Source organism: Ruminiclostridium papyrosolvens DSM 2782 (genome assembly GCF_029318685.1).
Lineage (GTDB): Bacteria > Bacillota > Clostridia > Acetivibrionales > DSM-1351 > Ruminiclostridium > Ruminiclostridium papyrosolvens.
Genome location: NZ_CP119677.1, coordinates 438,051 through 463,008 on the forward strand (window position 1 = coordinate 438,051; position 24,958 = coordinate 463,008).

Here is a 24,958-nt window from a genome sequence, read left to right on the forward strand (position 1 = left end):
ACATAAAAACTTTTCAGGAGGTATTTTTATGAAAAAATTATCCAAAAGAAGTGAGTTAGTACCTAACACAGTTATGGCATTTTCGTGTTCCTGTTCCAGCAACTGTTATAGGGGATGTGTTTCAAGGTGCAGCGGTAACGGAACCGCAGAAAGTGCTATCAGCAGCAGTCTTAGTTCAAGTGAGTATGGGGTAGCATATTCTGCAATATCCAGCACATTCGGTTAATAGAGTTTCTGACCACCAAAAGGAGTACCACCCGGTACTCCTTTTACAATATTAGTTACCCATTGCTTTTCTCCAACTCGCTTATACTAATCTGCCTTGTATGGACGGTGTGGTTCCACTCCTTGTTGTTTTTTTCAATAAAGCCCTGTATGGTAATAGGTACCCAGGTCAGGCAATAGTAAGGGTAGATAACAAACCCAAGTATAACCTTCAAACTGAACTTCTTTTCTGCCAGAATAACCAACGGCCCGTAGAGGATTTCAAAGAGGCCCATCAGATACCATACCTGAACGGGAAATACATATTGTACGCTATATATGGGGAATTGCGGGTAAACCGTTTGCACCCACATCATAACAGTCATTAAACCTACAAAAATAAATCTTATGGGTTGAAACAAATATAAGGCACAGTCAAGAGAGGTAAGGTCTCCTTTAAAAAAAGCTTTTTTAAATAAAGCTCCAAGGTATTTCTGGGCGCATTCAGCATGTCCCTGCATCCATCTTTTTCGTTGGTGCCAGGACTGTTTCAGAGTAATTGGCTTTTCATCATAAACTACGGCTTCGTGTGCCCAACCAATTCTGACTCCATTTAAAGCCAGCTTCATTGTGTACTCCAAGTCTTCAGTCAGGCAGGTGGCTCCCCATTTTAAAGATTTAAGTATTGAGGTATCAATACAAAAGCCGGTTCCGCACAGCCCGCAGCTTAGCCTGAGATAGTATCTTGGCAACTGAAAAATTCTGTTTGACAGCCAGAAAGCAATGGAATAGGAGCAGGTTATCCAACTGTCATAGGGGTTTTTACTGTCAATGTAACCCTGAACCACCTTGAAGCCTTTGCACATCTGCTTGTTCATTTCCAACAGAAAGTTTGGTGATACCAGATTATCGGCATCGAAAACAGCAACGGCATCATAGCTTGTATCCATACTAAAAATTCTGCTAAACATCCATTCAAGCGCATGTCCTTTACCTCTTTTAGAGGCATCCTCACGGATATGTACTTTGGCTCCGAATTTTCGGGCAATTACAGCAGTATTGTCAGTACAATTATCAGCTATTACAAAAACATCAAATAGATTTCTGGGGTAGTTTAACTTAAAAAGACTGTCTATAATATGACCTATTACAAGTTCCTCGTTATGGGCGGCTACTACAAGAGCAAACTTTTTTTGGGGTACAATAGTTCGTGAGAGTTTTTCCTTTTTCTTAATCCAACCGAAAACAGATATTCCGAAAAAATAGCACCCTGCTATAAATACTAATATCTGTATAAGTTCGCTTATATAAAATATTAAATTAACAAATAAACTTTGCATTTTTTCCTCCAAAATAGTATTTATCAAAAAATAGTTTGTGCATAAAAGGATTAAATTATTTATATAATTTGATACTCTGTAAAATCAATATGCTATAATGAGGTAGTAAAATGCGGAGGTTTTTATGCAAAAATCATATTATAACAACGCAATCTCGGGAAATTCTTCAATGCTGGCTTGTTTTAGTGAAAGAGCAGAACTTTTAAGACTCTTTTGGCCGGATATTGATTATGTACAGCATTTAGACAAAATATTTCTGGGACTATTTGAGAAAAATAAAACAGGGAGTACGGTATGGCTTAATGACATTCGATGCGATAATCATCAGGAGTACCTTGCTGATTCCAATATAATAAAAAATACTATTACTAATTTTTTTGACGGATACAAGGTAGTACTATATGACTTTGTACATCCGGAAATGGATGTTTTGGTTCGCAGGCTTGAAATTGAGAATCTTCATAATGAAAGCAGAGAATTGGGACTAATGAGTTTTTCAGCAGCTGCAAGCAGTGATGCTGAGGTGTCATGTAGTTTGTTTGATTTCATGAATGAAGCATTGGTTCACTACAAGCCGGATAATTACATTGCCGTTACATCAGATATTCCCGCATATCAGTTTCAAATCGGGAATAATGCCAATGACGCCGCAATTAATACATACCTCTATGGCAAAGACGATATAGGAATGACGAAGGATGCAGCTATCTCATGGGATTTGGGAGTTTTTCAGCCTCATACGGTAAAGACCGTAAATGTATATATATGTGCGGCAGCTAGTCTGAAATCCTGTAAAGCACTTGCTAGAAAAGTAAAAACAGTAGGAGGACTGACGGCTTTAAGGGAGACGGGACTGTATTGGAAGGAATATTTGAAGAAAACGACTCAACTAAAGTCGGGTAACACACTTTTGGATGAGCTTTATAAAAGGTCACTTCTTGTATTCAGGTTAATGTATAACAAAAAAAGCGGTGGGTTAATGGCAGCACCGGAAATTGATGAATATTTTACGAAATGCGGTAAATATGCTTACTGTTGGGGAAGGGATGCCGCCTTTATAACAGGTGCCTTGGATATTGGGGGGCTAAACGAAAGCGTTGCCAATTTTTATAAATGGGCTACAGAGGTTCAGGATGAGGACGGCAGCTGGCAGCAGAGATATCATATGAATGGTAATTTAGGCCCTTGTTGGGGGCTTCAGGTGGATGAGACAGGGACAATTGTATGGGGAATGTTGAACCATTACAACTATACAAAAAATACAGATTTTCTGAAATCCGTATGGGATAGTGTTAAGGCAGCAGCAGATTTCCTTGTAAGGTTTATAGATAGTGAAACAGGTCTTCCAAGCCCTAGTTTTGACTTGTGGGAAGAAAGATACGGGGAACATGCATACTCTTCAGCTTCTGTATGTGCAGGGCTCAGGTCAGCTGCGGAAATAGCACGTATACTTGGAAAACCGGCAGAGGATTTTATTTTATGGGATAAAACAGCGGACGATATAAAAAAAGCAATGGTAAAAAACTTCTGGAAAGAAGACTACAGACGATTTATCAGAAGTGTCAGAGTAAAATTAAACGGCTTCGGTCAGGAACCGTCCGGCGATACTATGTTAATTACGGTAAATCAAAAGGGTTACGTGCGGGATGTAACCAAAGAGGATTGGATTGTAGATATAAGTCTTGTTGGGCTTGGCATACCCTTCGGGATTTTTGATTTGGATGATCCTATGCTGAGGGATACGGTTTCTTTAATTGAACAAGTCCTGACGGCACAAAGCGTCGGTGGTATAAAGAGATATGAAAACGACACATATATAGGCGGAAATCCATGGATTCTCACCACCCTCTGGATAGCACTGTACCATGCAAAATCAGGCAACTTTGAAAAGGCAAAGGAATATCTGATATGGGCTGCAAACGGAAAAACAGATATGGGACTTCTGCCGGAACAGGTTAACAGGGACACGGGAAAACCCGAATGGATAATTCCCCTTACTTGGTCTCATGCAATGTATGTACACGTCTATTCAGAGCTTGTAAATGCAGGCGTACTTTGACGGGCAATATAAGCAACATAATTTGAAAGTAAAAAAATGGGGTTGGTTAACATAAAAAACAAAACAGTTTTCAAATGCAGCAATTGCGGATACGAGTCCTCCAAATGGGTGGGGCGATGCCCGGAATGCGATAGCTGGAATACCTTTGAAGAAAGGGAAATTCAAAATCAAAAGAATGCCCGGTCAGCTTCGGCAAGGGTAACGAAACCTATAGTAAAGCTGACTCACGTTAAGGCCGGCAATAGTGACCGTATTGTAACGGGTATCAGTGAGTTCAATAGGGTTATGGGCGGAGGAATAGTCAAGGACTCAATAACTATCATCACTGCTAAACCCGGTGCAGGAAAGTCCACTTTGCTTTTGCAGGTTGCCGGGGACGTTGCCTCAAAAGGGCTGAAGGTGCTTTATGCCTCGGGAGAAGAAAGCGAAAGCCAGATAAAAAGCAGGGCTGACAGGATTTTTAGTAAAATCCAGGATAATGTGTGGGTATATTCGGACAATAGTATGGATAATGTACTAAGTGTTGTAGCAGAGGTAGACCCGGAGCTTCTAATAGTAGACAGTATACAGACCTTTGTGTTAGAAGGTTTTCCCGGCTCCAGAGCAGGTTCTCCTACACAGACCATGGAGTGTGCCAACGAGCTTCTGAAACTTGCAAAAGACCCTGCACGGCCCAGAGCGGTATTTCTGGTGGGGCAGATGAATAAAAGCGAGGAAATAGCGGGACTCAGGGCTCTTGAACATTTGGTGGATGCGGTGCTGATATTGGATGGGGATAATGAAGAAGAGCTCAGGGGGCTTTCAGTATCAAAAAACAGGTTTGGAAGTACATGGGAACGTGGCTATTTTTCAATGACAGAAAATGGCCTAGAATCAATAGATAACCCGTCTGAATACTTTATGACCACCAGAGATAAAAATGAAAGAGTGTCGGGAAGTGCACTTACCGTCGTAAAAGACGGCTCAAGACCCATTATAGTAGAGATAGAGAGTCTTGTATCAAAGACATATACGCCGTTTCCTTCCAGAATCGGAGAGTGTGTAAGACGAGAACAGCTCAATACGCTGATATCCATCCTTGAACAGAGGGGGAAAATATCTCTGTATGATAAGGATGTTGTCATAAAGACCACAGGGGGCTTGAAGTTCAAAGAGACTGCTGTAAACCTGTCAATAATAATGAGCATTGTATCGTCTGTTTTTGATAAGGAAATACCAAATGACGCTGCTTTCATAGCCGATGTGGGACTTACGGGAGAACTAAAAAAGGTACCCTCCCTTGAATTGAGAATCAGAGAGCTTGACAGGAGAGGATTCAGGCATGTTTATGTGGCTAAGGGTGCACTTATAAGAGCACTTGATATAAAAAATATAAAAATACATGAAGTAAAATCAATCCAAGAAGTAATAGGTATGGTTTTTAAATAATACAAATTGTTATATATATCAATTTATTGTAAAATAGTCTAGGGTAAATATAAAGAATAGAGTCAAATGGAGGAGCAATATAAAATGAGGTTGGAGAGATTAAAAAATGACAGCTTTTTAGATGTTTTAAGGATGATGGCACCGGGAACTTCACTCCGAGAGGGTCTGGAAAACATATTAAAGGCAAAAACCGGTGCCTTGATTGTAATCGGGGACTCTCCAGAGGTAATAAAGATAGTTGATGGCGGATTTACCATAAACAAACCTTATACCTCATCACACCTTTATGAACTTGCAAAAATGGACGGAGCAATAATAGTCAGTAAGGATTTAAAGGTAATTTTGTATGCAAATGCACTCCTTATACCTGATGCCAGTATAGTAACCACTGAAACAGGAACCAGACATAAAACGGCAGAAAGATTTGCAAAACAGACAGGTGAGATTGTTTTATGTATTTCCCAAAGACGAAATGTTATTACCCTTTACAAGGATAACAGGAAATATATATTAAGGGATACATCAACAATACTGACCCGTGCAAATCAGGCATTGCAGACTCTGGAGAAGTACAAAAGCGTACTTGATGCAGGAATAAAGAATTTAAATGTAATGGAATTAGAAGATATAGTTACACTCAACGATGTGGCATATGTTATTCAAAGGACTGAAATGGTAATGCGGATAGTTGACGAGATTGACAGGTATATTTGTGAGCTGGGCAATGAAGGAAGACTTATAAGCATGCAGTTAGAAGAACTTCTTCAGAATGTTGAGAACAATGTATGGCTTGTTATTGAGGATTACCAAATAAAAAAAGACGGGCAAAATACAAATGATATAATAAAACAGCTTCGCAGTTTGTCAAACGATGACCTTGTAGAACTTGCAAGCGTTACAAAACTATTAGGCTTCTCAGGAGCCGCAGTTTCGCTGGATACTGCTGTTTCACCAAGAGGCTACAGAATGTTGAGCCGTCTGCCAAAACTTCCTGTTACCATAATGAAAAATATAATTGGTGAGTTTCAGAATCTTCAGGGTGTAGTTAAGGCAAGTATAGAAGATTTGGATAAAGTTGAAGGCATCGGGGAAGTGCGGGCAAAATCCATTACAGAAGGCCTTTCGAGAATAAAGGAGCAGACTATAATGGATAAAAGGTCAATATATTAGTAAGACATGGGGAAATAAAATAAAGGGATTAACATATTTGTTAATCCCTTTTAATCATCTCAGATTATATTTGCCAAGCATCCGTATTCTGTCGTTTTCTTTTAAAATAATATCATAAAGATTTAAATCCAATGTGTTACAGATGGAAGCCAGATAAAAGAGATTTCTCCCAATATCACGTTCTATGGCATCCCTGCAATTGTCACATAAAGTACCTTCAACATGCCCATTCACAGAGTTTTTCATTTCGTCAAAGTTAGCATCGGCAGGAATATCCTGTTTGTGGGCATTGATGGTTAAACATCCACATTGAGTAACAGATTTAATAACCGCTCTGTTTACCCGGGAATTTGAATCCTGATATTTCGTAATTAAGTCTAGAATACTCCTATTTCTTACAAGCAGCTCCTGTGCAGTGTATTGAAAATCATCAACAAGTATATCCTTCATGTGATTCACCTCAGTATTTAGATGTCTGCCTTTATTATACTTTTACCTATAAATACTGTCAAACCCCAAAAAACAATATTTAACAGAATTAATTTTAACTGTTAATATATATGTTTGATTTTTGACATTAAATATTCTTTGTAGTATACTTGAATTATTGAGACAATTTTATATAAATTAATCCAAACGCACTCAACTATAGTATTAGTGCGTTTTAGTATTTTTGTTTTATATTTATTAACAGCTCGACTGAATACAGATATTTACATAGATTCATAAGAGCTTTTGGATATACAAATAGTGGAAAGGTTTGCGTTATTTTTTATGGAGGATTGCTATGTATAACGTAGGAGATAAAATTGTATATCCCATGCATGGTGCGGGTGTTATTGAATCCATAGAGGAAAAGGAAATACTTGGTAAAAAATGCAGCTATTATGTTATGAAAATACCTATTGGTGATTTGAAGGTTATGATACCTACCAATAACATTACTGATATAGGCATAAGAGGTGTAATAAGTGTTTCTGAAGCTGACAATGTCTTTAATTTTTTGAAGGACGGCCAGCATGAAATTCCATCCAATTGGAATAAACGCTATCGGGAAAACATGGTCAAGATAAAAAGCGGCGACATTTTTGAGGTAGCTGATGTTGTTAGAAGTCTTATGCAAAGAGAAAAGGAAAAAGGGCTTTCTACAGGTGAGAGAAAAATGTTGAGCAGCGCAAAACAGATACTAATAAGTGAATTGGTTCTTGTAAAAGGCATTAATCAGCATGAAGTTGAGATTAAAATCCAAGAGTACCTTTACGGCTGAGACGCCTTTGAAGGAGAATGAATGTGCTAAACAGGATTATTAAAATATCTTTTTCTATTCTAGGAGCTGTTACCGGATTTACTATTTTACATACAATTTTATCATTTAATATAAAAATCGGTGAAAATCTAAAAGTACCATTAGTGATACTGTTTTCATCCGTTTTCTGTGCCATTTTTTATTTTATGGCAGCTAAGATAATTGAAGTGCTTACGGGCTTCATTGATAAGATTGAAAAAGGCATTCAAAATGTAACAATGTCTGAGCTGGTTCTGGGAGCTGCGGGACTTATACTTGGACTCATTGTTGCAAATCTTGTAAGCATACCGATAATGAAAATTCAGATTATAGGGCTGCCCTTTGCAGTAATAATAAATATATTGTTCGGACTTATGGGAGTTATCCTTTCCCAAAGAAAGAAAAATGAGAGTATAGCAGATATTTTTAAGGAGCAGTCTTCCTCTCGTAATAAGAAACTTGTTGACACCTGCACAATTATTGACGGTAGGATTCTTGACATATTCAATACAGGGTTTTTGGAAGGTGATATTGTAATTCCTGCTTATGTCCTTGAAGAACTAAGGCATATAGCTGATTCTCAGGACGGACTGAGGAGAGCCAGAGGCAGAAGAGGATTGGATATACTTAATCTGCTTCAAAAGGAAGGTAATAGTATTGTAAAAATAGACGAAACAGATTTCCCAGATATACAGGAAGTTGATGAAAAACTTCTTAAAACGGCACAAAAGCTAAAATGCAAGCTTATAACAATTGATTACAACCTTACAAAGGTTGCTTCATTAAAGGGAATACAGGTGCTCAATATAAACGACCTTGCCAATGCAGTTAAACCCGTTGCTCTACCGGGGGAGGAAATGAATATACTGGTTGTAAAAGATGGAAAAGAAAACGGACAAGGTGTTGGGTTTTTGGAAGATGGAACTATGGTTGTTGTAGATGGGGGTAAAAAGTATCTGGGTCAGACAATTCCCGTAATGGTAACAAGTATGCTTCAGACATCTGCGGGACGAATGGTTTTTGTTAAACCCAATATAAGTGATTAACTACATAAGGATATGGAGGCATTTCGATTTGAACTCAAGTGATATATCTAAAAAAGTAACTGCTATTATAACCGCAGCAGGAAAAGGTACAAGGATGAATTCCAGTATTAACAAGCAGTATTTGGAAATAGCCGGGATACCTGTACTTGCCAGAACAATAAGTGTATTTGAGAGTTGTTCTGAGGTTGATAATATAATACTTGTTGTTAATGAGGAAGATATAAATTTTTGCAAGCATGAAATAGTGAAGAAGTTTAATTTTACAAAGGTAATTTCCCTTGTGAGCGGAGGTGCGGAACGTCAAAACTCGGTTTATAAGGGACTTTGTTCTATTAGGGATGAAAAAGCTATTGTATTGATTCATGATGGTGCAAGACCTTTTGTTTCAAATAAAAACATTGTGGATTGTATAGCTGCCGCCAAAGAATTTGGTGCCTGCGGAGTTGGGGTTCGGTCAAAGGATACTATCAAGATTTCGGATAATAACGGGTTTGTACAGTCAACCCCGGACAGGAGCAGTCTTTGGAGTATTCAAACACCCCAGGGCTTTATGTATGAGGTTATAAAGACTGCCCATGACAAAGCTGTACAGAATGACTATATCGGAACCGATGATATGGTTTTGGTTGAGAAACTGGGTTTACCGGTTAAAATTGTGGAAGGCAGCTATCAGAATATAAAAATTACTACTCCCGAGGATTTAATAATGGGAGAGTCTTTGCTGTCTTCTTTGTAAATAGTATGAAGGGAATGTGATTTATGGGGAGCTTAAAGAGTCTGCTTAAAATAATACCATTTATCAAAAAGTACCGTTTGTTTTTTTGTATAGGCATTGCAGGTACTATATTGTGTTCAGCTGTTTCTGTTCCCATACCTTACTTTATCGGGTATATACTTGATAATGTTGTGGAAGGGTCTAAGAGCTACAAGGAATTATATTACTATATTGGATTAATTGCATTGCTGTATGTGTTAAGATATGCTATTTCTTTTGCAGCACAGTATATTTTTGCAAAAGTAAGCAATGAAGTTACAAATGAAATGAGATATTCAGTAATAAGCAAGGTGTTGGATCTTCCAATGAGTTATTTATCAAATACAGAAAAGGGCTACATACAAAGCAGAATAGGGGAATGCGGTAACGTCAGTGTTGTATTTTCACCCTCAAATATAGGGCTGCTTCTTGGTCTTGTTGATGCAGTTGCGGCGGCAATAGCTATGTTTTCACTGAATTTCAAACTGGCTTTGGTTACTGTTATTCTATCCCCTGTATTTTACTTTTCCTCAAAGGCATCCGCAGGAGGATTTATGAAGGTCACTCACCAGATGATGGAATCAAATGCTGTTTTAAACGGAGAATGTTTTGAAATAATCAACGGGATTGAAGATATAAAGGTATTGAACGGAAAAGAAAATCAGTTGAAGAGGTTTAAAAGCAAGCTTGATGACCTTGTAAAGAAAAGTATAAAGCAAAGCAAATCAATATTAGTTTTTATTGAGAATATTACAATAGCTAATAACATGGGAACTCTTATAATACTGCTGATTGCGGCAATTCTTATTATTAAGGGGCAGTTTACAATAGGTCTGTATACTTCTTTTTCACTATACATAGGAAGGGTTTTTGGTGCAAGTCAAGGTTTGGCGACAGTAGGAACCACAATAAAGCCTGCGTGTCTTAGTATAGAAAGATTGTATGAGCTGTTGGATATGAAGGGCGAAAATGAAGGAAAAACAGAGATTCTAGAAAGCAATATTGATTCCATTAAAGTAGAAAATGTATCATTCAGATATAACAGCAATACTAAAAACGTTATTAATTCCTTAAATTTTGAAATAAGCAAAGGTGAAAAAGTCCTTTTACGTGGTGAAAACGGTTCCGGGAAATCTACACTCATAAAGCTTCTGGTTGGATTGTATACACCGGAGGAAGGAAAGATACTTTTTAATGATAAGGATTTATCCACTATAAATAACAAAAGCCTGAGAGATAGAATCGGTATTGTGTCCCAAAGTATATTCCTGTTCAGAGGCACTGTTCTTGATAATATATTGTACGGTCAGAACCAAAAGAAACGCGAGGATGTTGAGCTGCTGATAAAGCAACTGAATCTGGACTCGTACATAAAAAGACTCCCGAATGGCTTGGATTCAGAAATATCCCAGAATACAGCCGGTGTTTCGGGAGGACAGGCACAGGTAATTGCCTTTGTGCGGGCAATGCTTCTGAACAAAGATATTGTAATACTAGATGAGCCTATTTCAAATGTGGACGTTGAAACACGTGATATCGTACTGAATATTCTCAAAAATAATGAATTTAAAGGAATTCTCATTGTTGTGTCCCATATAGTGGATAATATGGAATTTATAAACAAAGTGATTGAATTTTAGTTTAAAAATGGGTTGTTACTGTTTTATCATTTCTACTCCCGTATAAAATTATATCAATGATTGCTTCCAAGATATTTGCAAGAGTTTCTATCGGCTCATCTTTGGATATTTTACCGTCGCTCACATTCATCGTCCATGATTCAGTGTGTCGCTAAAACCTACCTCGTGATAGGTTTTCCGGTAAAATCTCCGCGTTCGCCTATAAACATCTGCAAATATCTTTAACCAAGCTTCCATTGATATGATTTATACTCTAAAGTATAGGCTAAAACATCAGCCCATTTTCACAGCTTTTATATTGCAGTAACAACACAAAAGGCCTGTACTCCTTTGCCCTGACCAAATGCGGTCAGGCCTTCACCTGTCGTAGCTGTTATTCCTACACAGTTTTCGGGAATAGCTAGAAGTTCAGATATGGATTTGCGCATTTCTGCAATCTTAGGTGATATCTTAGGGTGGGAACACTCTATTGAAATTGATACGTGTACCACCTTAACATCAACCAGATATTTAAGAGCCTCCTTCAAATATTGGGAGCTGTCTGTAATTCCTTTTTCAAGGCACATTTCATCGCTGATTTTTCCAAGTATGTTAACGCAGGTTACACCGGATATTGCATTGGTAAGTGCATGGAGAACTACATCCGCATCACTGTTTCCATCCAGTGGTGTTACTTCATCAAAAACCACGCCTCCCAGTATAAACTTTTTAGTATTGTTTTGAAAATCAAATTTGTGACTGTCTTGGCCAATTCCAACTTTCATAGTATTCTCCATTTCTTAAAAAATGTACAAACACATTATATTATAACCGTTTACGCCCGTGCAAGTGCTATTGACATACCATGGTAAATATATTATATAATAGTAGTTAGGACTTTTTTAATTAAGTCGGCAGGCAGATTACTGAATAATAAATATAAAATTAAGTGTTTAAATACAGTACTGGAGGTAAAGATGGCTAAGGATAAAAAACTGGTAGAAGAAATAACTTCTATGAATGATGATTTCGCACAGTGGTATACCGATGTTATAAAGAAGGCTGAACTTGTAGATTACTCAAGTGTCAGAGGTTGTATGGTTATAAAGCCTTATGGCTATGCAATATGGGAAAATCTTCAGAAAGCCTTGGATACAAGATTTAAGGCTACAGGACATGAAAATGTTTACATGCCTATGTTCATACCTGAGAGCTTATTGCTAAAGGAAAAGGAGCATGTTGAAGGATTTGCACCTGAAGTTGCATGGGTAACTCACGGAGGAGATGAAAAGCTGACAGAAAGGCTTTGCGTAAGACCTACTTCTGAAACCCTGTTTTGCGAGCATTATTCAAATTCCATCCAATCCTACAGAGACTTGCCAAAGCTCTATAACCAATGGTGTTCTGTAGTAAGATGGGAAAAGACTACAAGACCGTTTTTGAGAACACTGGAATTTCTGTGGCAGGAAGGACATACTGCTCATGCTACAGCTGAGGAAGCTCAGGAAGAGACCATAAAAATGCTTAACGTATATGCTGATGTTTTGGAAAACGTACTTGCTATTCCTGTTATAAAAGGCAGAAAGACCGATAAGGAAAAATTTGCAGGAGCCCATGCTACCTACACAATTGAAAGCCTTATGCATGATGGAAAGGCTTTACAATCGGGTACATCCCATAATTTTGGTGATGGGTTTGCAAAGGCTTTTGATATTCAATATACAGATAAGAACAATCAGCTCCAATATGTACACCAGACCTCATGGGGCGTAACTACTCGTCTTATAGGTGCGATTATAATGGTACACGGAGATGACAGCGGTTTGGTTCTCCCTCCTGCAGTAGCGCCTACACAGTTGATTATAATACCTGTTTCTCAACATAAGGAAGGTGTTCTGGAGAAAGCAAATGAATTAAAAGACAGGCTTTCAGCTAAGTTCAGAGTAAAAATGGACGACAGCGACAAAATGCCGGGTTGGAAGTTCAGTGAATATGAGATGAAGGGTGTTCCTATGCGCCTTGAAATAGGTCCAAAGGATATTGAAAAGAATCAGGCTGTATTGGTTAGAAGAGATAACAGAGAGAAGATATTTGTTTCTTTGGACAATCTGGAAGAAACAGTTGAAAACACTCTTGCGGACATACAGAATTCACTCCTTGAAAAGGCCAGAGAGTTAAGGGATAAGAAGACTTATACTGCTACAACTATTGATGAGTTTGAGCAAATCATAAATACCACCCCGGGCTTTGTAAAAGGTATGTGGTGCGGCGACCGTGAGTGTGAAGACCTGGTTAAGGAAAAGACAGGTGCAACGGCAAGATGTATGCCTTTTGAGCAGGAACAACTGTCAGAGAAGTGCATGTGCTGCGGAAAACCTGCAAAATCAATGGTATACTGGGGTAAAGCATATTAATTAATAATACTAAAATAAAAAACAGGCGGACATCATATATTATGATGTCCACCTGTTTTTTTGCTTTTTCATTAATATTTCTCAATAATGTAAATAAATATGGAAAACATGTCAATACTATCAACATAAGGCTGTTTAACCAAATATAGTAAGTAAAAGCAGGAGGGGTTTCAATGAAAACAAGAAAAAAAACAGCGATAGTATTAAGTATTATGGTTTCCGCATTTACATTTTTACCTGTTAGTTTACAGTACAGGGTAGATGCATCACAAGCTTATCAACAGGTGGCTTCAGCAGCCGGAACAGTTACGGCTCAGGACGTACACTTGCGTACGGGTCCGAATACCAAATTTGAAAGTCTGTGCAAACTCAAAAAAGGTCAGAAGTTAACTGTCATGGGAAAGCTGGGAGATTGGTATGCTGTTTATGACAGTGGAAATGGAAATGTCGGAGCAGTATCATCCAAATATTTCAAAGTTACTCAGCAGAAAAAAGCCGAAGCAAAACCAAAGCAGACCGAGACAGCTAAAAAGACCGTCAAGACTGCTGCACCCAAGACGGTTGCAGCTAAGGTTATAGATGTTTCACCTGATGAAAAGAACATGCTGGATATGGTTAATAAGGCCAGAAAAGAAGAAGGGTTGAGTCCTCTGGTTTTTGATGAAGGACTTTTAGAGTTGGCTAGAATGAAGGCAACTGATATGAAAAATAATAATTACTTCAGCCATACTTCTTCATATTACGGAACTCCATTTGACATGATGAAAAAGTACGGTGTGAAATTCAGTGTAGCAGGTGAGAACCTTGCTGGAAATCAATCAATGGAAAAGGCTTTGACAGCATGGCTTAAAGAAAGCGGAAACAATCTGTACAACAAAGACTTTACCCACACAGGGATTGGTGTTGTAGAGAGTCCCACATACGGTAAGCTGTTTGTAGAAATGTTTATGAAGAAGTAAAAGCAAAAAAAGGGTTATTGCAAAATCAAATCTTTTCTAGACTTTACGTGAGTATAAATTGTATCAATGGAGGCTTGGTTAAGGATATTTGCAGTTGTTTATCGGCGAACAAGGATATTTTACCGTAAAACCTTCACAATGAATGTGAGCGACGGTAAAATATCCTATGAAGAGCCGTTAGAAACACTTGCAAATATCTTGGAAGCAATCATTGATACAATTTTATACGGGAGTACAGGTGTTAAATAAATAACTTTTCTATTTTGTAATAGCTCCTTTTTTTACTCACATTTTTTTACTCTGATTATCAGCTACCTGTATCAAGCTGAATGGCGGGTCGATGGCAATGGTTTTTTTATTCAGATAATTTAAATGTCTTGCAGAGCTTTGAAAGTCAAAAGTAAGCCTGCTGGCACAAAGAAGCTGGTATTTGGCATTATACTGTTTGTTTTCGATGTTTTTGCCGTACTTGCCGTCGCCTATTATCGGATGGCCGTAATAGGCGAGATGTGCTCTTATTTGATGGGTTCTGCCAGTAACCAGCTCTACCTCAAGCATACTAAGGGAATTCAAAGACTCCGTTACACGGTATCTGGTAATTATCTGAACGGAATTTCTGGTTTTCTCAGAGGTTATAAATACTCTGCTGAGTTTTTCATTTTTGTCCAGATAATCAACCAGTTCTGCTTTCTTTTTTTCCATTTTGCCTGATACAATACAGCTGTAGTACTTCTGTATTTCCCTGTCCTTTATTTTATCCAGCATAACTTCCAGAGTGGGATTGTTTTTAGCTACTATCACCAGTCCGCTGGTATTTCTGTCAAGTCTGTGGCATAAGGCCAGATTGGGGCCGTATATGCTTTGGAGCTTATCAATCAGTGTCGCTTCTTTTTGATTTTTATCAGGATGAACAGGAATTCCTGCTTCCTTATTTACAATCAGAAGGTTGTCATCATCATAAACCACTGAAAAACCTTCGTCATTACGGCCAAGCAGATAATCATCAATAATATAAATATCTATCTTGTCTCCGCAGCTGACAATATAGTCCTCTTTTATGCGTATTCCATTTACTTTTATATCCTTCTTTCGAAGTGCCTTGTATAACATACCTGAGGCCAGATTGGGGAAAAAATCACGCACTACCCTATCAATCTTTTTACCCTCATGGTTTTTTTCTGCTGTAATTGATCTCATATTAACTGTTTGTAATAATCCTTTCTACAATATTGTGAAATCTTATACAATGTTCTTTTGCAGCAATTGCAGAGCTTCCTTCAGAAATTATTTTAAAAGCGGGAGTATCAGCATCAGGTATTATAAGCACCCAGCCGTCTTCAAGGTATAACTTAATTCCATCCAGAAGTTCAGCTCTTTTGTCTTTATTATCATTTATTATTCTTCGCATTACCGTACCTTTTAACTCCCAAGGGCAGTAAATGCTCTTTTTATCTATGTAAATTTTAGGGATTTCCAGAAGCAGTTGGTTTAAAGTTATTCCCGATACACACATGTATTCAATTATATTAACAAGTCCTGCTATAGCGTCAAAATTAAGTACAAGTTGGTCAGAACCTGCTGAACTGCTTCTTTCACTTAAAATCTCATCCATAACCGCCTGCAGGCAATTTTTAGTTCTTTTTACAACACAACGATATCTTGAAGCAAGCCTTTCTATTACATCTGAACTTGTAATAGGTACATAGAATGTTGTTCCCGGTGATCTTTTGAAAATAATAAGAGAAATAAAGGCCTCAAACAAGTCGTCTTTTACAACAATTCCTTCTCTGCTTATTAGAGTAAGATTTTCACCGTTACTGTCAATTATAGCACCAAATTCGCAATTAGTTTCAACTAATACTGAAGTTACCGAAGGTATATCCGAAAAGTTTTCATAACACGTAGTCTGGCAGCCCATGTTTGTAAGCATTGGGCCAACAATGGATAAAACGAATTCTGATTTGGAGAATATACATATTCTGGGGCTTTGCTGCATTATAGCATTTACATTAGTTTTCTTAATGAGGTCTCTTACGTAATAGCTGCTGAAATCAGTAATATTATTCAACCTGCTGATTTGTTGGGAAGAACATCTTTTAAAATCTTCACGGAAGAAGGAGTTTTCTATTTTGCGCTCGGAGTACTTATTTATTGAAGTTCCTCGTGAATCCATAAAATCCACTCGTATTAAATTGGGATTCTCCATATCAGTCTTTATATGGATTCCGCCTTCTGCTTTTAGATAGCCAATGGAATATCTTGAGATGGGAGTAAGCAGGCTGCTCATATTGAATACTTCAATGCCTACAGAGAGTATTCCGGAAATAAAAGCGTGTTTGAACATTCGGGCGGAGTTGGAATTGGTTGAGCTGACTACAACTTTAGAGCCTGTTTTAAGGTGGGAGCCATAAGCAGCACCGAGTCTCGTAGCATATTCAGGTGAAATATCTACATTTATAATGCCTGATATTCCGTTTTCACCGAAAATTTTGCTATTATGCTTTGCACCCCAAATCATGTTTCTGTCAACTATGGCAAGAGGCTCCACAACTTTTTCCGGCCACAGCCGTATATTTGGCTTTATAATAGACCGCTCATTTATTTTACAGCCTTCACCTATAACCGAATTTTCAAATACTGAGACATAATTTTTGAGATTAACATGATTACACAGTATTGCCCCTCTTAGTTCGCTGCCATTCTCAACATAGCAATTTTCCCATAAAACACTTCTTACTACGGATACATTGTTTTTAACAATGGTGTTATTACCTATAACAGTATGGCTTCCGATAACTGAACCACTGCCTATTTTGCAGTTGGAGCCTATAACGCAGGGAGGTATAATCCGAGCACTTTTATCAATGATTGTACCGGGGCCAACCCAAACATTCTCATTAAATTGTTCCCCGATATTTATTTTTAGTTTTCCATTAAGAATATCGCAATGTGAGTTTATATATGAGTGTGTGTCTCCTATGTCACACCAGTAGTTATTAGTGACATAGCCAAAGATTTGCTTGGAGGAGGAAAGAAGAGCTGGAAATACATCCTTACTGAAATCCATTTTTTTACCCGATTCTATGTAGCTAAGAATTTCGGGCTCCAGTATATATATACCGGTGTTAACCATGTCACTGAAAATCTCACCCCAGCTGGGCTTTTCAACAAATCCCTTTACCGAGCCGTTTTCATCAGTTAAAACAACTCCATATTCCAGAGGGACATCAACCTTTGCAAGTATAAGTGTCGCAATGGATTTTTTTGATTGGTGATATTTCAGGGCTTTATCAATATCCAAATCAGTAAGAGAGTCACCGCTTATTACAATAAAGGTTTCATCCAAAAAGTCCCGGGCATTTTTTATCCCCCCTGCAGTACCTAATGGAGATTCTTCAAGGAAGTAATATATATTTACCCCGTGAGAATGTCCGCTGCCAAAGTAGTCTTTGATTATTTGAGGATGATACAACAAAGTTATACCAATGTCTGTAATACCATAACTTTTTAATAAACCAATAGTATGTTCCAATACAGGTTTGTTCATTACGGGAACCATCGGTTTTGGTAAATCACAAGTAAGGGGTCGGAGCCTGGAACCTTCACCGCCTGCCATAATAACAGCTTTCATACTATCACCCCGCATTCATGGTAATTGATACTACTAATGGGTAAAATTCACTATTATATAATATTCAGCTTTTATTGTAATAATCCTTTAATATTTTAAGGTCTTCAACTCCAAAACTTTCCTCAAGCACAGAAACTGCATTTTGTTTATTGTGAGGTTCAACTTCAACCACCACCTTTACAACTGTTGAAAGTAGAGCACCCGGGAATTTTTTGATTAACTGTTTTTCGCTTATACCGATGTGAAGTCCGAATTCAGTAGTAGTAAGGTATGCCTTTTGAATTCCGTTATCCTTTAGACTTCCCAGTACGTGTTTTGCATCTGATAAATTTGTATATAGAAAAACAAGTTCTTCCTGCATAATTTTAAAGCCTCCTTGAATTAGTTACAAATAGTATTTGTAACAATGCAAGGATTTAAGCGGGGTTTTTTTGTTAATCCTTAAAAGTAAACATTTTATTTAACAAAAAGCTTACAAGGGTATAAAAAACCATTCCCATAAGCTGAGAAATATTTTTATCAATGTGAATTTTTTCTACAAGGAGAATAACCAAGCCTAGCTGTACTGCGTAGCATCCTGCAAATACCAGTGCAAACCGTATGAACTGGCTTAAAGTAGACTTTTGGTTACCTTTAAATGTCCATAACTTATTTAAAATAAAACTATTAATAAATCCGCATACATAACCTGCACCGTTTGCAAGCTTATAGGAAACACCAAAAGCATTCTGCAGAACAAAAAGAATTATCATGGTGATAAGTGTATTAATTACGCCTACAAGACCATATTTTATCATCTGACTTATAACATTGCCGAATTTATCCTTCAAAACAGCGAAAGAGTTCATTATAATCCTCACCCTTTTTAAACATATTTGAGTATTATATAAGTATATATAATACTATGGCAAAAGCCGTAGTTGTCTAATAATTTTACCATAAAAATTGACTGAATAGCCAGGATGGTGAAAACTGAACTAATATAATTTGATTGGAGATAGAACATGTCTAAATTCATGAAAAAATTTTCACTTCTTGACACAAGGAAAAACAGGACTCCTTTTAGAAAGAATCATGTACTGCATGGAATGATGGCGGCATATTTCATAGTTTTTATAATTCTGTCAATAAAACCTGTTGATAAGTTTGAATGGTGGTATGAAAGCATTATTCCCATTATTGCAGTAGTAATGCTTGGATTTTTATACACGAAAAACAGACTTTCAAATTGGGCGTATTTCTGTATTCTGACGGTGTTGATTTTACATGCGGTAGGTGCTCATTATACCTATGCTGCCTGCCCTGTAGGAACTTTTATCAGCAGGCTTTTTGGTGTACACAGAAATTATTTTGACCGATTAGTTAATTTTATTTTTGGTCTTCTCATTTCAGTACCGGTTTTGGAAAGTATATATTACAGGCTGCGAATCAGATATATTGGAGCATGTATGCTTTCAGTGATAATAATTCTTTCCATAGCTGCAATGTATGAGCTTTTTCAGATGTTTTCAGAAATGCTTTTGTCTAACGGACATATGAATGCTGTTCTGGGATATCAGAGGGACTTATGGGATTCGCAAAAAGATATGGCATTGGCAGCACTGGGCTCACTCATTTCAATGAGTACCTGCATAATATTAAGGATTAATAAGAATCATAAAATATATATGGTAATGTACCTAAAAAAATAGTTTAAATGGAGAAACAAATGATATTCAGACTGGGATTTGTAGCAATGACACTAGACCTTGAAGACTGTTCACCGTCAGGAACGGTAACGTATGCCGTATACAGTAAGCTCAAGGATGAGGCCGCAAAACATGCAAGATTGGATAGGATGGCAAAATGTAATATTAACAATACCTTGAGAATTCTTAAAAACAGTCTTGCATTAAATATAAAGGTGTACCGCTTGACCTCAAAATTAATTCCGTTAGCTACTCACGGTGATTTGAAGGACTGGGATTATGTGTCCGACTTTCATGATGAATTTGAACGTCTTGGGGAATATATACGAATAAATAATTTCAGGATAAGTGCACACCCTGATCATTTTACAATACTCAACCCAATTAAGCCCGAAATTCTGGAATCCTCCATTCGTGATTTGGATTATCATGTAAAGCTTTTAGAGGCTATGGGCTTAAATGACTATAGATACAAACTGGTTTTACATGTGGGAGGACTGTACGGGGACAAAGAAAAGTCCATTGACAGGTTCAAGGAAAATTTCTTGAAGCTACCCGATAGAATATCGAAAAGAATAATTCTTGAAAATGACGATAAATGTTTTACGGCAGCCGATGTTCTGGGAATTTGTGAAGATTTGAAAATTCCCATGGTCTTAGATGTGCATCATCACAGATGCGTTAATTATGGAGAGGAATTGGGAGACTTACTGGACAGAATTTTCAATACCTGGAGCTTGGAGCCTGACCCGCCCAAAGTCCATTATTCCAGTCCCAAAAGCGAAAAAGAATTCAGAAGCCATGCTGATTATGTTGACTTGACTGATTTTATGGATTTCCTTCATACAGCAAAAAAAACAGACAGGGATATTGATATAATGCTGGAAGCAAAAATGAAGGACAGGGCATTACAAAGGCTTTCCGCAGAGCTTTTTGAGCTTGATGAAATAAACAGGCTGGACAAAGCGACATTTCAGATGTAGCAAATGGTACTGCAAAAAGTTGGTTTATAATTTTTATGTTGTTTGTATAAAATAATGCTGATGACTTGTAGAACAGTCATTAATATTAATGGTGAAATAACTTAAAAAGGGGTGCTGTATATGGATAAAGGTAAACCAAAAAGCAGTGACAATCAAAAGCTTACACTTGAAAACGACCAGCTTGGAGAAAACAAAGATAATAGAGAAGCAAGTCAGCAGTCATGTGACTGCAATAAAGAAAATAAGTAATCGAGAAACTGCAAAAATAAGAATCGGCAAAAATGTCGGTTCTTATTTTGTTAAGGGATGTTTCCTTTTCTTACGGGAAAAATTAATATATAATATCTATAATTGTTATTAAACAGGATAAAATTACCTATAATTTAGCATAATAGCGGAGGCAAGATATATGACAGATATAGTTGGACAGTTAACCGGGGAATTCAACTTGAAGCCTTTTCAGGTACAAAATACTGTTAAGCTAATAGATGAGGGAAATACAATTCCATTTATAGCACGTTATAGAAAGGAAGTTACCGGAGAGCTCAATGATCAGGTTTTAAGAGAACTATACGAACGATTAGTGTATTTAAGAAATCTGGAGGAACGCCGGGAGGGTGTAAGAAGGCTTATAGAGGAGCAGGGTAAACTTACCGAAGAATTAGCAAAATCCTTAGATAAAGCCGTTACGTTGCAGGAGATAGAAGATATTTACAGACCTTACAAGGTCAAAAGGAAAACACGGGCATCCGTTGCCAGAGAAAAAGGTCTAGAACCCCTAGCGACTATTATATATTCACAGCTTCCTTCTAAAACCCCGGTAAGTGAGATTGCCACAAAATATATTGATGGGGAAAAAGGTGTAAACAGTGCAGATGAAGCAATTGCAGGAGCATTGGATATAATAGCTGAAGAAATTTCTGATAATGCTGTATTCAGAAAAACTTTAAGAGAAATAATATTTAAAGACGGTCTTGTTGTGTCTTCCGGTAAAAAGGAGGAAGATTCAGTATACAGAATGTACTATGATTTCAAGGAGCCTGTTTCCAAAATAGCAAGACACCGTGTACTTGCCTTGAACAGAGGTGAAAAGGAAGATTTTCTTAATGTACGGATTGATGTCAAAGAGGATTTGTGTCTGAATTATTTGAAAGCACATACTATTAAAAAAACAAACCAAGAAATGGCCGGATATGTAGAATCAGCTGTGGAGGATTCTTTTAAAAGACTGATTTTTCCGTCTTTGGAGAGGGACATACGCAATCAGCTTACGGAGCTGTCAGAGGATCAGGCAATAAAAGTATTTTCTGAAAATCTGAGAAATCTGCTGCTGCAGCCTCCTGTCAAGGACAGGGTGGTACTTGGGCTTGACCCGGCGTACAGGACAGGCTGCAAGCTGGCGGTAGTGGACGAAACAGGCAAAGTACTGGAAACTACGGTTATTTATCCGACTCCGCCTCAAAACAAAGTAGAAGAAGCTAAAAAGAAAGTAAAGCAGCTTATCGAAAAGTACAAAGTTGACATTATTTCAATAGGTAACGGTACAGCCTCCAAGGAATCTGAGATATTTGTAGCTGAACTGCTGAAGGAAATAGAAAGAAAGGTTTACTATATGGTGGTCAGCGAGGCAGGTGCATCGGTATATTCTGCTTCAAAGCTGGGGGCTGAGGAATTTCCTGATTTTGATGTTGCCCTAAGAAGTGCTGTGTCAATAGCCAGAAGGCTTCAAGACCCTTTGGCGGAACTGGTAAAGATAGACCCAAAAGCTATCGGAGTAGGACAGTACCAGCATGACATGAACCAAAAGAGGCTTGATGAATCTCTTGGGGGAGTGGTTGAAGATTGCGTAAATAATGTAGGTGTTGATTTGAATACTGCCTCTGCACCTTTGCTTTCATATGTTTCAGGAATAAGCAGTGCAATTGCAAAGAATGTTGTTGAGTACAGAGAGGAAAACGGTAAATTTAAGGCAAGAAATGAACTAAAGAAGGTGAAGAAGTTGGGAAATAAAACTTTTGAGCAGTGTGCAGGGTTTTTGAGAATAACTGACGGCGGAAATATCCTTGACAATACATCTGTTCACCCTGAATCATATAAGGCAGCAAAGCTTCTTCTGGAGAATATGGGTTACTCTTTGGAGGATGTAAAAGATAAAAAACTGGCAGGCCTTGACACCAAGGTTGTCCAGACAGGAATGTCACAGGTTGCAGAAAAGTTGGGTATCGGGATACCAACCTTAAAGGATATTATAAATGAATTGCTGAAGCCGGGAAGAGACCCCAGGGACGAACTTCCAAAGCCTATGCTCCACTCTGATGTACTTAACATGGAGGACTTGAAAGCAGGAATGATACTGACGGGTACTGTAAGAAACGTTGCTGATTTCGGAGCTTTTGTGGATATAGGTGTTCATCAGGACGGACTTGTCCATATATCTCAACTGGCTGACAAATTTGTAAAAAACCCCATGGATGTAGTTGCTGTAGGGGATATTGTAAAAGTCAAGGTTATTGAGGTAGATGTTGAAAGAAAGAGGATATCACTGACTATGAGAGAAATAAACTAAAACTATTTATTTATGGGTTATTGTGATATTATTAAAATAAGTTTTTTATAAATAAAAGATGGAAAGAAGAATTGATATGGGGATAGTTAATAGAGCGGTACATTTGATTGCCAAAAGACCATCAGTGTTGTTGCTTACGGCACTTCTCAGTACTGTGGTTTGTGTTTTTGAATATTTTTTTATGACTCTTTTTTATGGACTCACAATGTTTAAAACGGGAAGTCCCTTTGATGACTATGTAAATATAATTCAATTTGTTATAAATACCATTTCAGTACCCGAGACAGCAGTAAAAATTATTTTGGCACTTGTTATTGCAGTCATTGCAGTGTCTTTGATTCTTGGGTTAGTATTCTCCGGATGTTTCAATATTCTTTATAATGCGGTTGAAGGAAAAGAGAAAAAGGAAGGTAGCGAATTTGTTCAGGGAGTAAAGAAATACTTTTTAAGAATGATTTCACTTAATTTATGGACTATATGTGCATTTGTTATTTTTATAATATATGCTTTGATAGCGGTTATTCCTGCGGCAATTGTAGTGGATAATTCCATAAACGGAACAATGAACCCGTTAGCGGGGATTTTTCTTTCACTCGTAACTGTGGTAGTGCTGTTTTTCAGCTATACTTTTTTCAGACAGTATATAGTATTTTGGTACCCGTCGGCTATGATTCATGATAAAAATCATTTTAAACTGGCAAAGAAAATATCAGACAGAAACTTCTGGCCTTTACTGTCCAAGTTTGTAGCCTTTGACATTATATTGGTTTTGTTCGATATTCTATACATAATTGCTAATTTTACATTGGCGAATACACAGGTGGTATCAGGGACTGTAAATACTATACTGATTGTGGTAAATATTGTATTTAAAACAATAGTATTTGCAGTATTAATTAGCTTTATTTTTTCATCATTTAAAAGTTGCAGCGATGCTTACAAGCACAAAAATGCAGTCCGTTAGAATATATCCAATAACAGATACAGGAGAATAATAAGCAGAAGTTCATCTTCTGCTTTATCTGTATATATCAATACAATAAGGCCCACAAGCAGCAGGTCATCCAAATATATTTCGTAATCAAAAACCGTAAACAGCGGACTTCCGGAACGTTCCGCCTTATCTCCGGTTCCAAGGAGCGATGAAAGAAACCCCAAAGACTTGGGGGCTTTTGCTTCACGGCTGACTGGGGGAGCGGAAGACGGTGTTTCTTCGGTCTGAATATCCACCGGCTGTTCTTCTGCTACGGGTACATTTGTATCAATTTGCTCCTGCTCGCTGTTTGCAGCAGAGTGATTTTTATTATATCTGCGGGATTGTGGGGGACGCTTTCTGTAAACCATACTATCCACTCCTAAAACCTTTGGGTATGATCAGAGAGTATATTGTTTTGCTTAAACAGAACGTCCCTCCGATTCATCCAACATCTTGGTTAAACTGCCAATTTTAATAATTTTCATACAATTCTGAAGTTTTTTTTGCCTGTTATCATTGAGGTAGGGTTTTATTGCGTTGAGCAGATTAACTCTTGGATCGTTGTTCGTGTTAAGCAAATTCATAGCCTTCTTCATTTTTCTGGCCATATCAGCTAGGTCGTCTGTATCAGCTCTTGAAGAATCTTCAGATGGGTTTTCCTTTTCTGAAGAGGTGTCATCTGATGAGGTTTCATCCTTTGAACTGTTTTGTGACATGAACATATTTAAAAGCCCTTTAACGTTGTCAGGGATACCGCTATTTGAGTCCTGCCCAAGCATTTCGGCTATCTGTTTTATCTTATCTCCCATGTCGTCACTCATCAAAATACCTCCAAG

27 protein-coding genes are annotated in these 24,958 nt (G+C 37.6%); 16 read left to right on the forward strand and 11 right to left on the reverse strand.

Features of this window, described 5'->3' with window-relative positions; all coding sequences use genetic code 11:
* Positions 1–28: 28 nt before the first annotated feature.
* The gene (locus tag P0092_RS01930) at positions 29–226 is read left to right on the forward strand and encodes a CLI_3235 family bacteriocin precursor (protein ID WP_004619873.1); all 198 of its coding nucleotides are present in this window, start codon (positions 29–31) and stop codon (positions 224–226) included.
* Between the two features lie 55 nt (positions 227–281).
* Here P0092_RS01930 and P0092_RS01935 read toward each other — a convergent pair whose 3' ends face one another.
* A complete protein-coding gene (locus tag P0092_RS01935) occupies positions 282–1,544 on the reverse strand; it encodes a glycosyltransferase family 2 protein (protein ID WP_004619875.1) in 1,263 nt (420 codons plus the stop codon).
* A gap of 124 nt (positions 1,545–1,668) precedes the next feature.
* On the opposite strand from P0092_RS01935, the gene P0092_RS01940 reads away from it, so the two are divergent.
* The 3 genes from P0092_RS01940 to disA all read left to right on the forward strand — a co-directional run bounded on the left by P0092_RS01940 (position 1,669) and on the right by disA (position 6,201).
* On the forward strand, positions 1,669–3,603 hold the full coding sequence (locus P0092_RS01940; RefSeq protein WP_004619877.1) for a glycoside hydrolase family 15 protein: 1,935 nt from the start codon (positions 1,669–1,671) through the stop codon (positions 3,601–3,603).
* Positions 3,604–3,639: 36 nt separating this feature from the next.
* Positions 3,640–5,031, forward strand: a complete 1,392-nt coding sequence (gene radA / locus P0092_RS01945; protein ID WP_004619879.1) for a DNA repair protein RadA — start codon at positions 3,640–3,642, stop codon at positions 5,029–5,031.
* An 84-nt stretch (positions 5,032–5,115) separates the two neighbouring features.
* The gene (gene disA, locus P0092_RS01950; protein ID WP_004619881.1) at positions 5,116–6,201 is read left to right on the forward strand and encodes a DNA integrity scanning diadenylate cyclase DisA; all 1,086 of its coding nucleotides are present in this window, start codon (positions 5,116–5,118) and stop codon (positions 6,199–6,201) included.
* Between the two features lie 54 nt (positions 6,202–6,255).
* On the opposite strand, the gene P0092_RS01955 is transcribed toward disA, so the two are convergent.
* Entirely contained in the window at positions 6,256–6,651 is a 396-nt protein-coding gene (locus tag P0092_RS01955) for a hypothetical protein (RefSeq protein ID WP_004619882.1), read from the reverse strand.
* 337 nt (positions 6,652–6,988) lie between these two features.
* On the opposite strand from P0092_RS01955, the gene P0092_RS01960 reads away from it, so the two are divergent.
* On the forward strand, positions 6,989–7,468 hold the full coding sequence (locus tag P0092_RS01960) for a CarD family transcriptional regulator (RefSeq protein WP_004619883.1): 480 nt from the start codon (positions 6,989–6,991) through the stop codon (positions 7,466–7,468).
* On the opposite strand, the gene P0092_RS01965 is transcribed toward P0092_RS01960, so the two are convergent.
* A complete protein-coding gene (locus tag P0092_RS01965) occupies positions 7,440–7,643 on the reverse strand; it encodes a hypothetical protein (protein WP_276187049.1) in 204 nt (67 codons plus the stop codon). The genes P0092_RS01960 and P0092_RS01965 overlap by 29 nt on opposite strands.
* Before the next feature lie 10 nt (positions 7,644–7,653).
* Between P0092_RS01965 and P0092_RS01970 the strand changes: the two genes are divergently transcribed.
* From P0092_RS01970 to P0092_RS01980, 3 genes are read left to right on the forward strand one after another with little or no spacing between them, the layout of a single operon-like run.
* Positions 7,654–8,532, forward strand: a complete 879-nt coding sequence (locus tag P0092_RS01970) for a PIN/TRAM domain-containing protein (RefSeq protein ID WP_276187050.1) — start codon at positions 7,654–7,656, stop codon at positions 8,530–8,532.
* 28 nt (positions 8,533–8,560) lie between these two features.
* A complete protein-coding gene (gene ispD, locus P0092_RS01975; protein WP_004619897.1) occupies positions 8,561–9,268 on the forward strand; it encodes a 2-C-methyl-D-erythritol 4-phosphate cytidylyltransferase in 708 nt (235 codons plus the stop codon).
* 23 nt (positions 9,269–9,291) lie between these two features.
* The gene (locus P0092_RS01980; RefSeq protein ID WP_004619904.1) at positions 9,292–10,926 is read left to right on the forward strand and encodes an ABC transporter ATP-binding protein; all 1,635 of its coding nucleotides are present in this window, start codon (positions 9,292–9,294) and stop codon (positions 10,924–10,926) included.
* A gap of 1 nt (position 10,927) precedes the next feature.
* Here P0092_RS01980 and P0092_RS01985 read toward each other — a convergent pair whose 3' ends face one another.
* Together P0092_RS01985 and ispF are read right to left on the reverse strand one after the other, a co-directional pair.
* Complete coding sequence (locus P0092_RS01985; protein ID WP_276187051.1) at positions 10,928–11,050, reverse strand: hypothetical protein; 123 nt, start codon at positions 11,048–11,050, stop codon at positions 10,928–10,930.
* Between the two features lie 169 nt (positions 11,051–11,219).
* On the reverse strand, positions 11,220–11,690 hold the full coding sequence (ispF, locus tag P0092_RS01990) for a 2-C-methyl-D-erythritol 2,4-cyclodiphosphate synthase (RefSeq protein ID WP_004619906.1): 471 nt from the start codon (positions 11,688–11,690) through the stop codon (positions 11,220–11,222).
* A 192-nt stretch (positions 11,691–11,882) separates the two neighbouring features.
* On the opposite strand from ispF, the gene proS reads away from it, so the two are divergent.
* The 3 genes from proS (at position 11,883) to P0092_RS02005 (ending at position 14,527) form a co-directional block, all read left to right on the forward strand.
* Positions 11,883–13,319 (forward strand): proline--tRNA ligase, encoded by a 1,437-nt coding sequence (gene proS / locus P0092_RS01995; protein ID WP_004619907.1) that lies wholly within the window; start codon positions 11,883–11,885, stop codon positions 13,317–13,319.
* Positions 13,320–13,492: 173 nt separating this feature from the next.
* Positions 13,493–14,278 carry a CAP domain-containing protein gene (locus P0092_RS02000; protein ID WP_004619911.1) on the forward strand — a complete coding sequence of 262 codons (786 nt, stop codon included), beginning with the start codon at positions 13,493–13,495 and terminating at the stop codon, positions 14,276–14,278.
* A gap of 66 nt (positions 14,279–14,344) precedes the next feature.
* Entirely contained in the window at positions 14,345–14,527 is a 183-nt protein-coding gene (locus tag P0092_RS02005) for a hypothetical protein (protein ID WP_040758948.1), read from the forward strand.
* Positions 14,528–14,563: 36 nt separating this feature from the next.
* Here the strand turns inward: P0092_RS02005 and P0092_RS02010 are convergent, their stop codons facing one another.
* The 4 genes from P0092_RS02010 to P0092_RS02025 all read right to left on the reverse strand — a co-directional run bounded on the left by P0092_RS02010 (position 14,564) and on the right by P0092_RS02025 (position 18,757).
* Positions 14,564–15,475, reverse strand: a complete 912-nt coding sequence (locus tag P0092_RS02010) for an RluA family pseudouridine synthase (RefSeq protein WP_004619912.1) — start codon at positions 15,473–15,475, stop codon at positions 14,564–14,566.
* Between the two features lies 1 nt (position 15,476).
* On the reverse strand, positions 15,477–17,909 hold the full coding sequence (locus tag P0092_RS02015; RefSeq protein ID WP_040758951.1) for a mannose-1-phosphate guanyltransferase: 2,433 nt from the start codon (positions 17,907–17,909) through the stop codon (positions 15,477–15,479).
* Positions 17,910–17,973: 64 nt separating this feature from the next.
* On the reverse strand, positions 17,974–18,270 hold the full coding sequence (locus P0092_RS02020; protein WP_004619915.1) for a hypothetical protein: 297 nt from the start codon (positions 18,268–18,270) through the stop codon (positions 17,974–17,976).
* A gap of 73 nt (positions 18,271–18,343) precedes the next feature.
* A complete protein-coding gene (locus tag P0092_RS02025; protein WP_004619917.1) occupies positions 18,344–18,757 on the reverse strand; it encodes a GtrA family protein in 414 nt (137 codons plus the stop codon).
* A 156-nt stretch (positions 18,758–18,913) separates the two neighbouring features.
* Between P0092_RS02025 and P0092_RS02030 the strand changes: the two genes are divergently transcribed.
* From P0092_RS02030 to P0092_RS02050, 5 genes are all read left to right on the forward strand, one after another.
* The gene (locus P0092_RS02030) at positions 18,914–19,600 is read left to right on the forward strand and encodes a DUF2238 domain-containing protein (RefSeq protein ID WP_004619919.1); all 687 of its coding nucleotides are present in this window, start codon (positions 18,914–18,916) and stop codon (positions 19,598–19,600) included.
* Positions 19,601–19,617: 17 nt separating this feature from the next.
* Entirely contained in the window at positions 19,618–20,580 is a 963-nt protein-coding gene (gene uvsE / locus P0092_RS02035) for a UV DNA damage repair endonuclease UvsE (RefSeq protein WP_004619922.1), read from the forward strand.
* A gap of 120 nt (positions 20,581–20,700) precedes the next feature.
* On the forward strand, positions 20,701–20,829 hold the full coding sequence (locus tag P0092_RS02040; RefSeq protein ID WP_004619926.1) for a hypothetical protein: 129 nt from the start codon (positions 20,701–20,703) through the stop codon (positions 20,827–20,829).
* Between the two features lie 160 nt (positions 20,830–20,989).
* Positions 20,990–23,146, forward strand: a complete 2,157-nt coding sequence (locus tag P0092_RS02045; protein ID WP_004619929.1) for a Tex family protein — start codon at positions 20,990–20,992, stop codon at positions 23,144–23,146.
* 76 nt (positions 23,147–23,222) lie between these two features.
* The gene (locus tag P0092_RS02050; RefSeq protein WP_004619932.1) at positions 23,223–24,110 is read left to right on the forward strand and encodes a hypothetical protein; all 888 of its coding nucleotides are present in this window, start codon (positions 23,223–23,225) and stop codon (positions 24,108–24,110) included.
* Here the strand turns inward: P0092_RS02050 and P0092_RS02055 are convergent.
* Together P0092_RS02055 and P0092_RS02060 are read right to left on the reverse strand one after the other, a co-directional pair.
* On the reverse strand, positions 24,107–24,490 hold the full coding sequence (locus P0092_RS02055; protein ID WP_004619934.1) for a hypothetical protein: 384 nt from the start codon (positions 24,488–24,490) through the stop codon (positions 24,107–24,109). The two genes, P0092_RS02050 and P0092_RS02055, sit on opposite strands and share 4 nt — an antisense overlap.
* 51 nt (positions 24,491–24,541) lie before the next feature.
* Positions 24,542–24,943, reverse strand: a complete 402-nt coding sequence (locus P0092_RS02060) for a hypothetical protein (RefSeq protein WP_004619936.1) — start codon at positions 24,941–24,943, stop codon at positions 24,542–24,544.
* Positions 24,944–24,958: the final 15 nt, after the last annotated feature.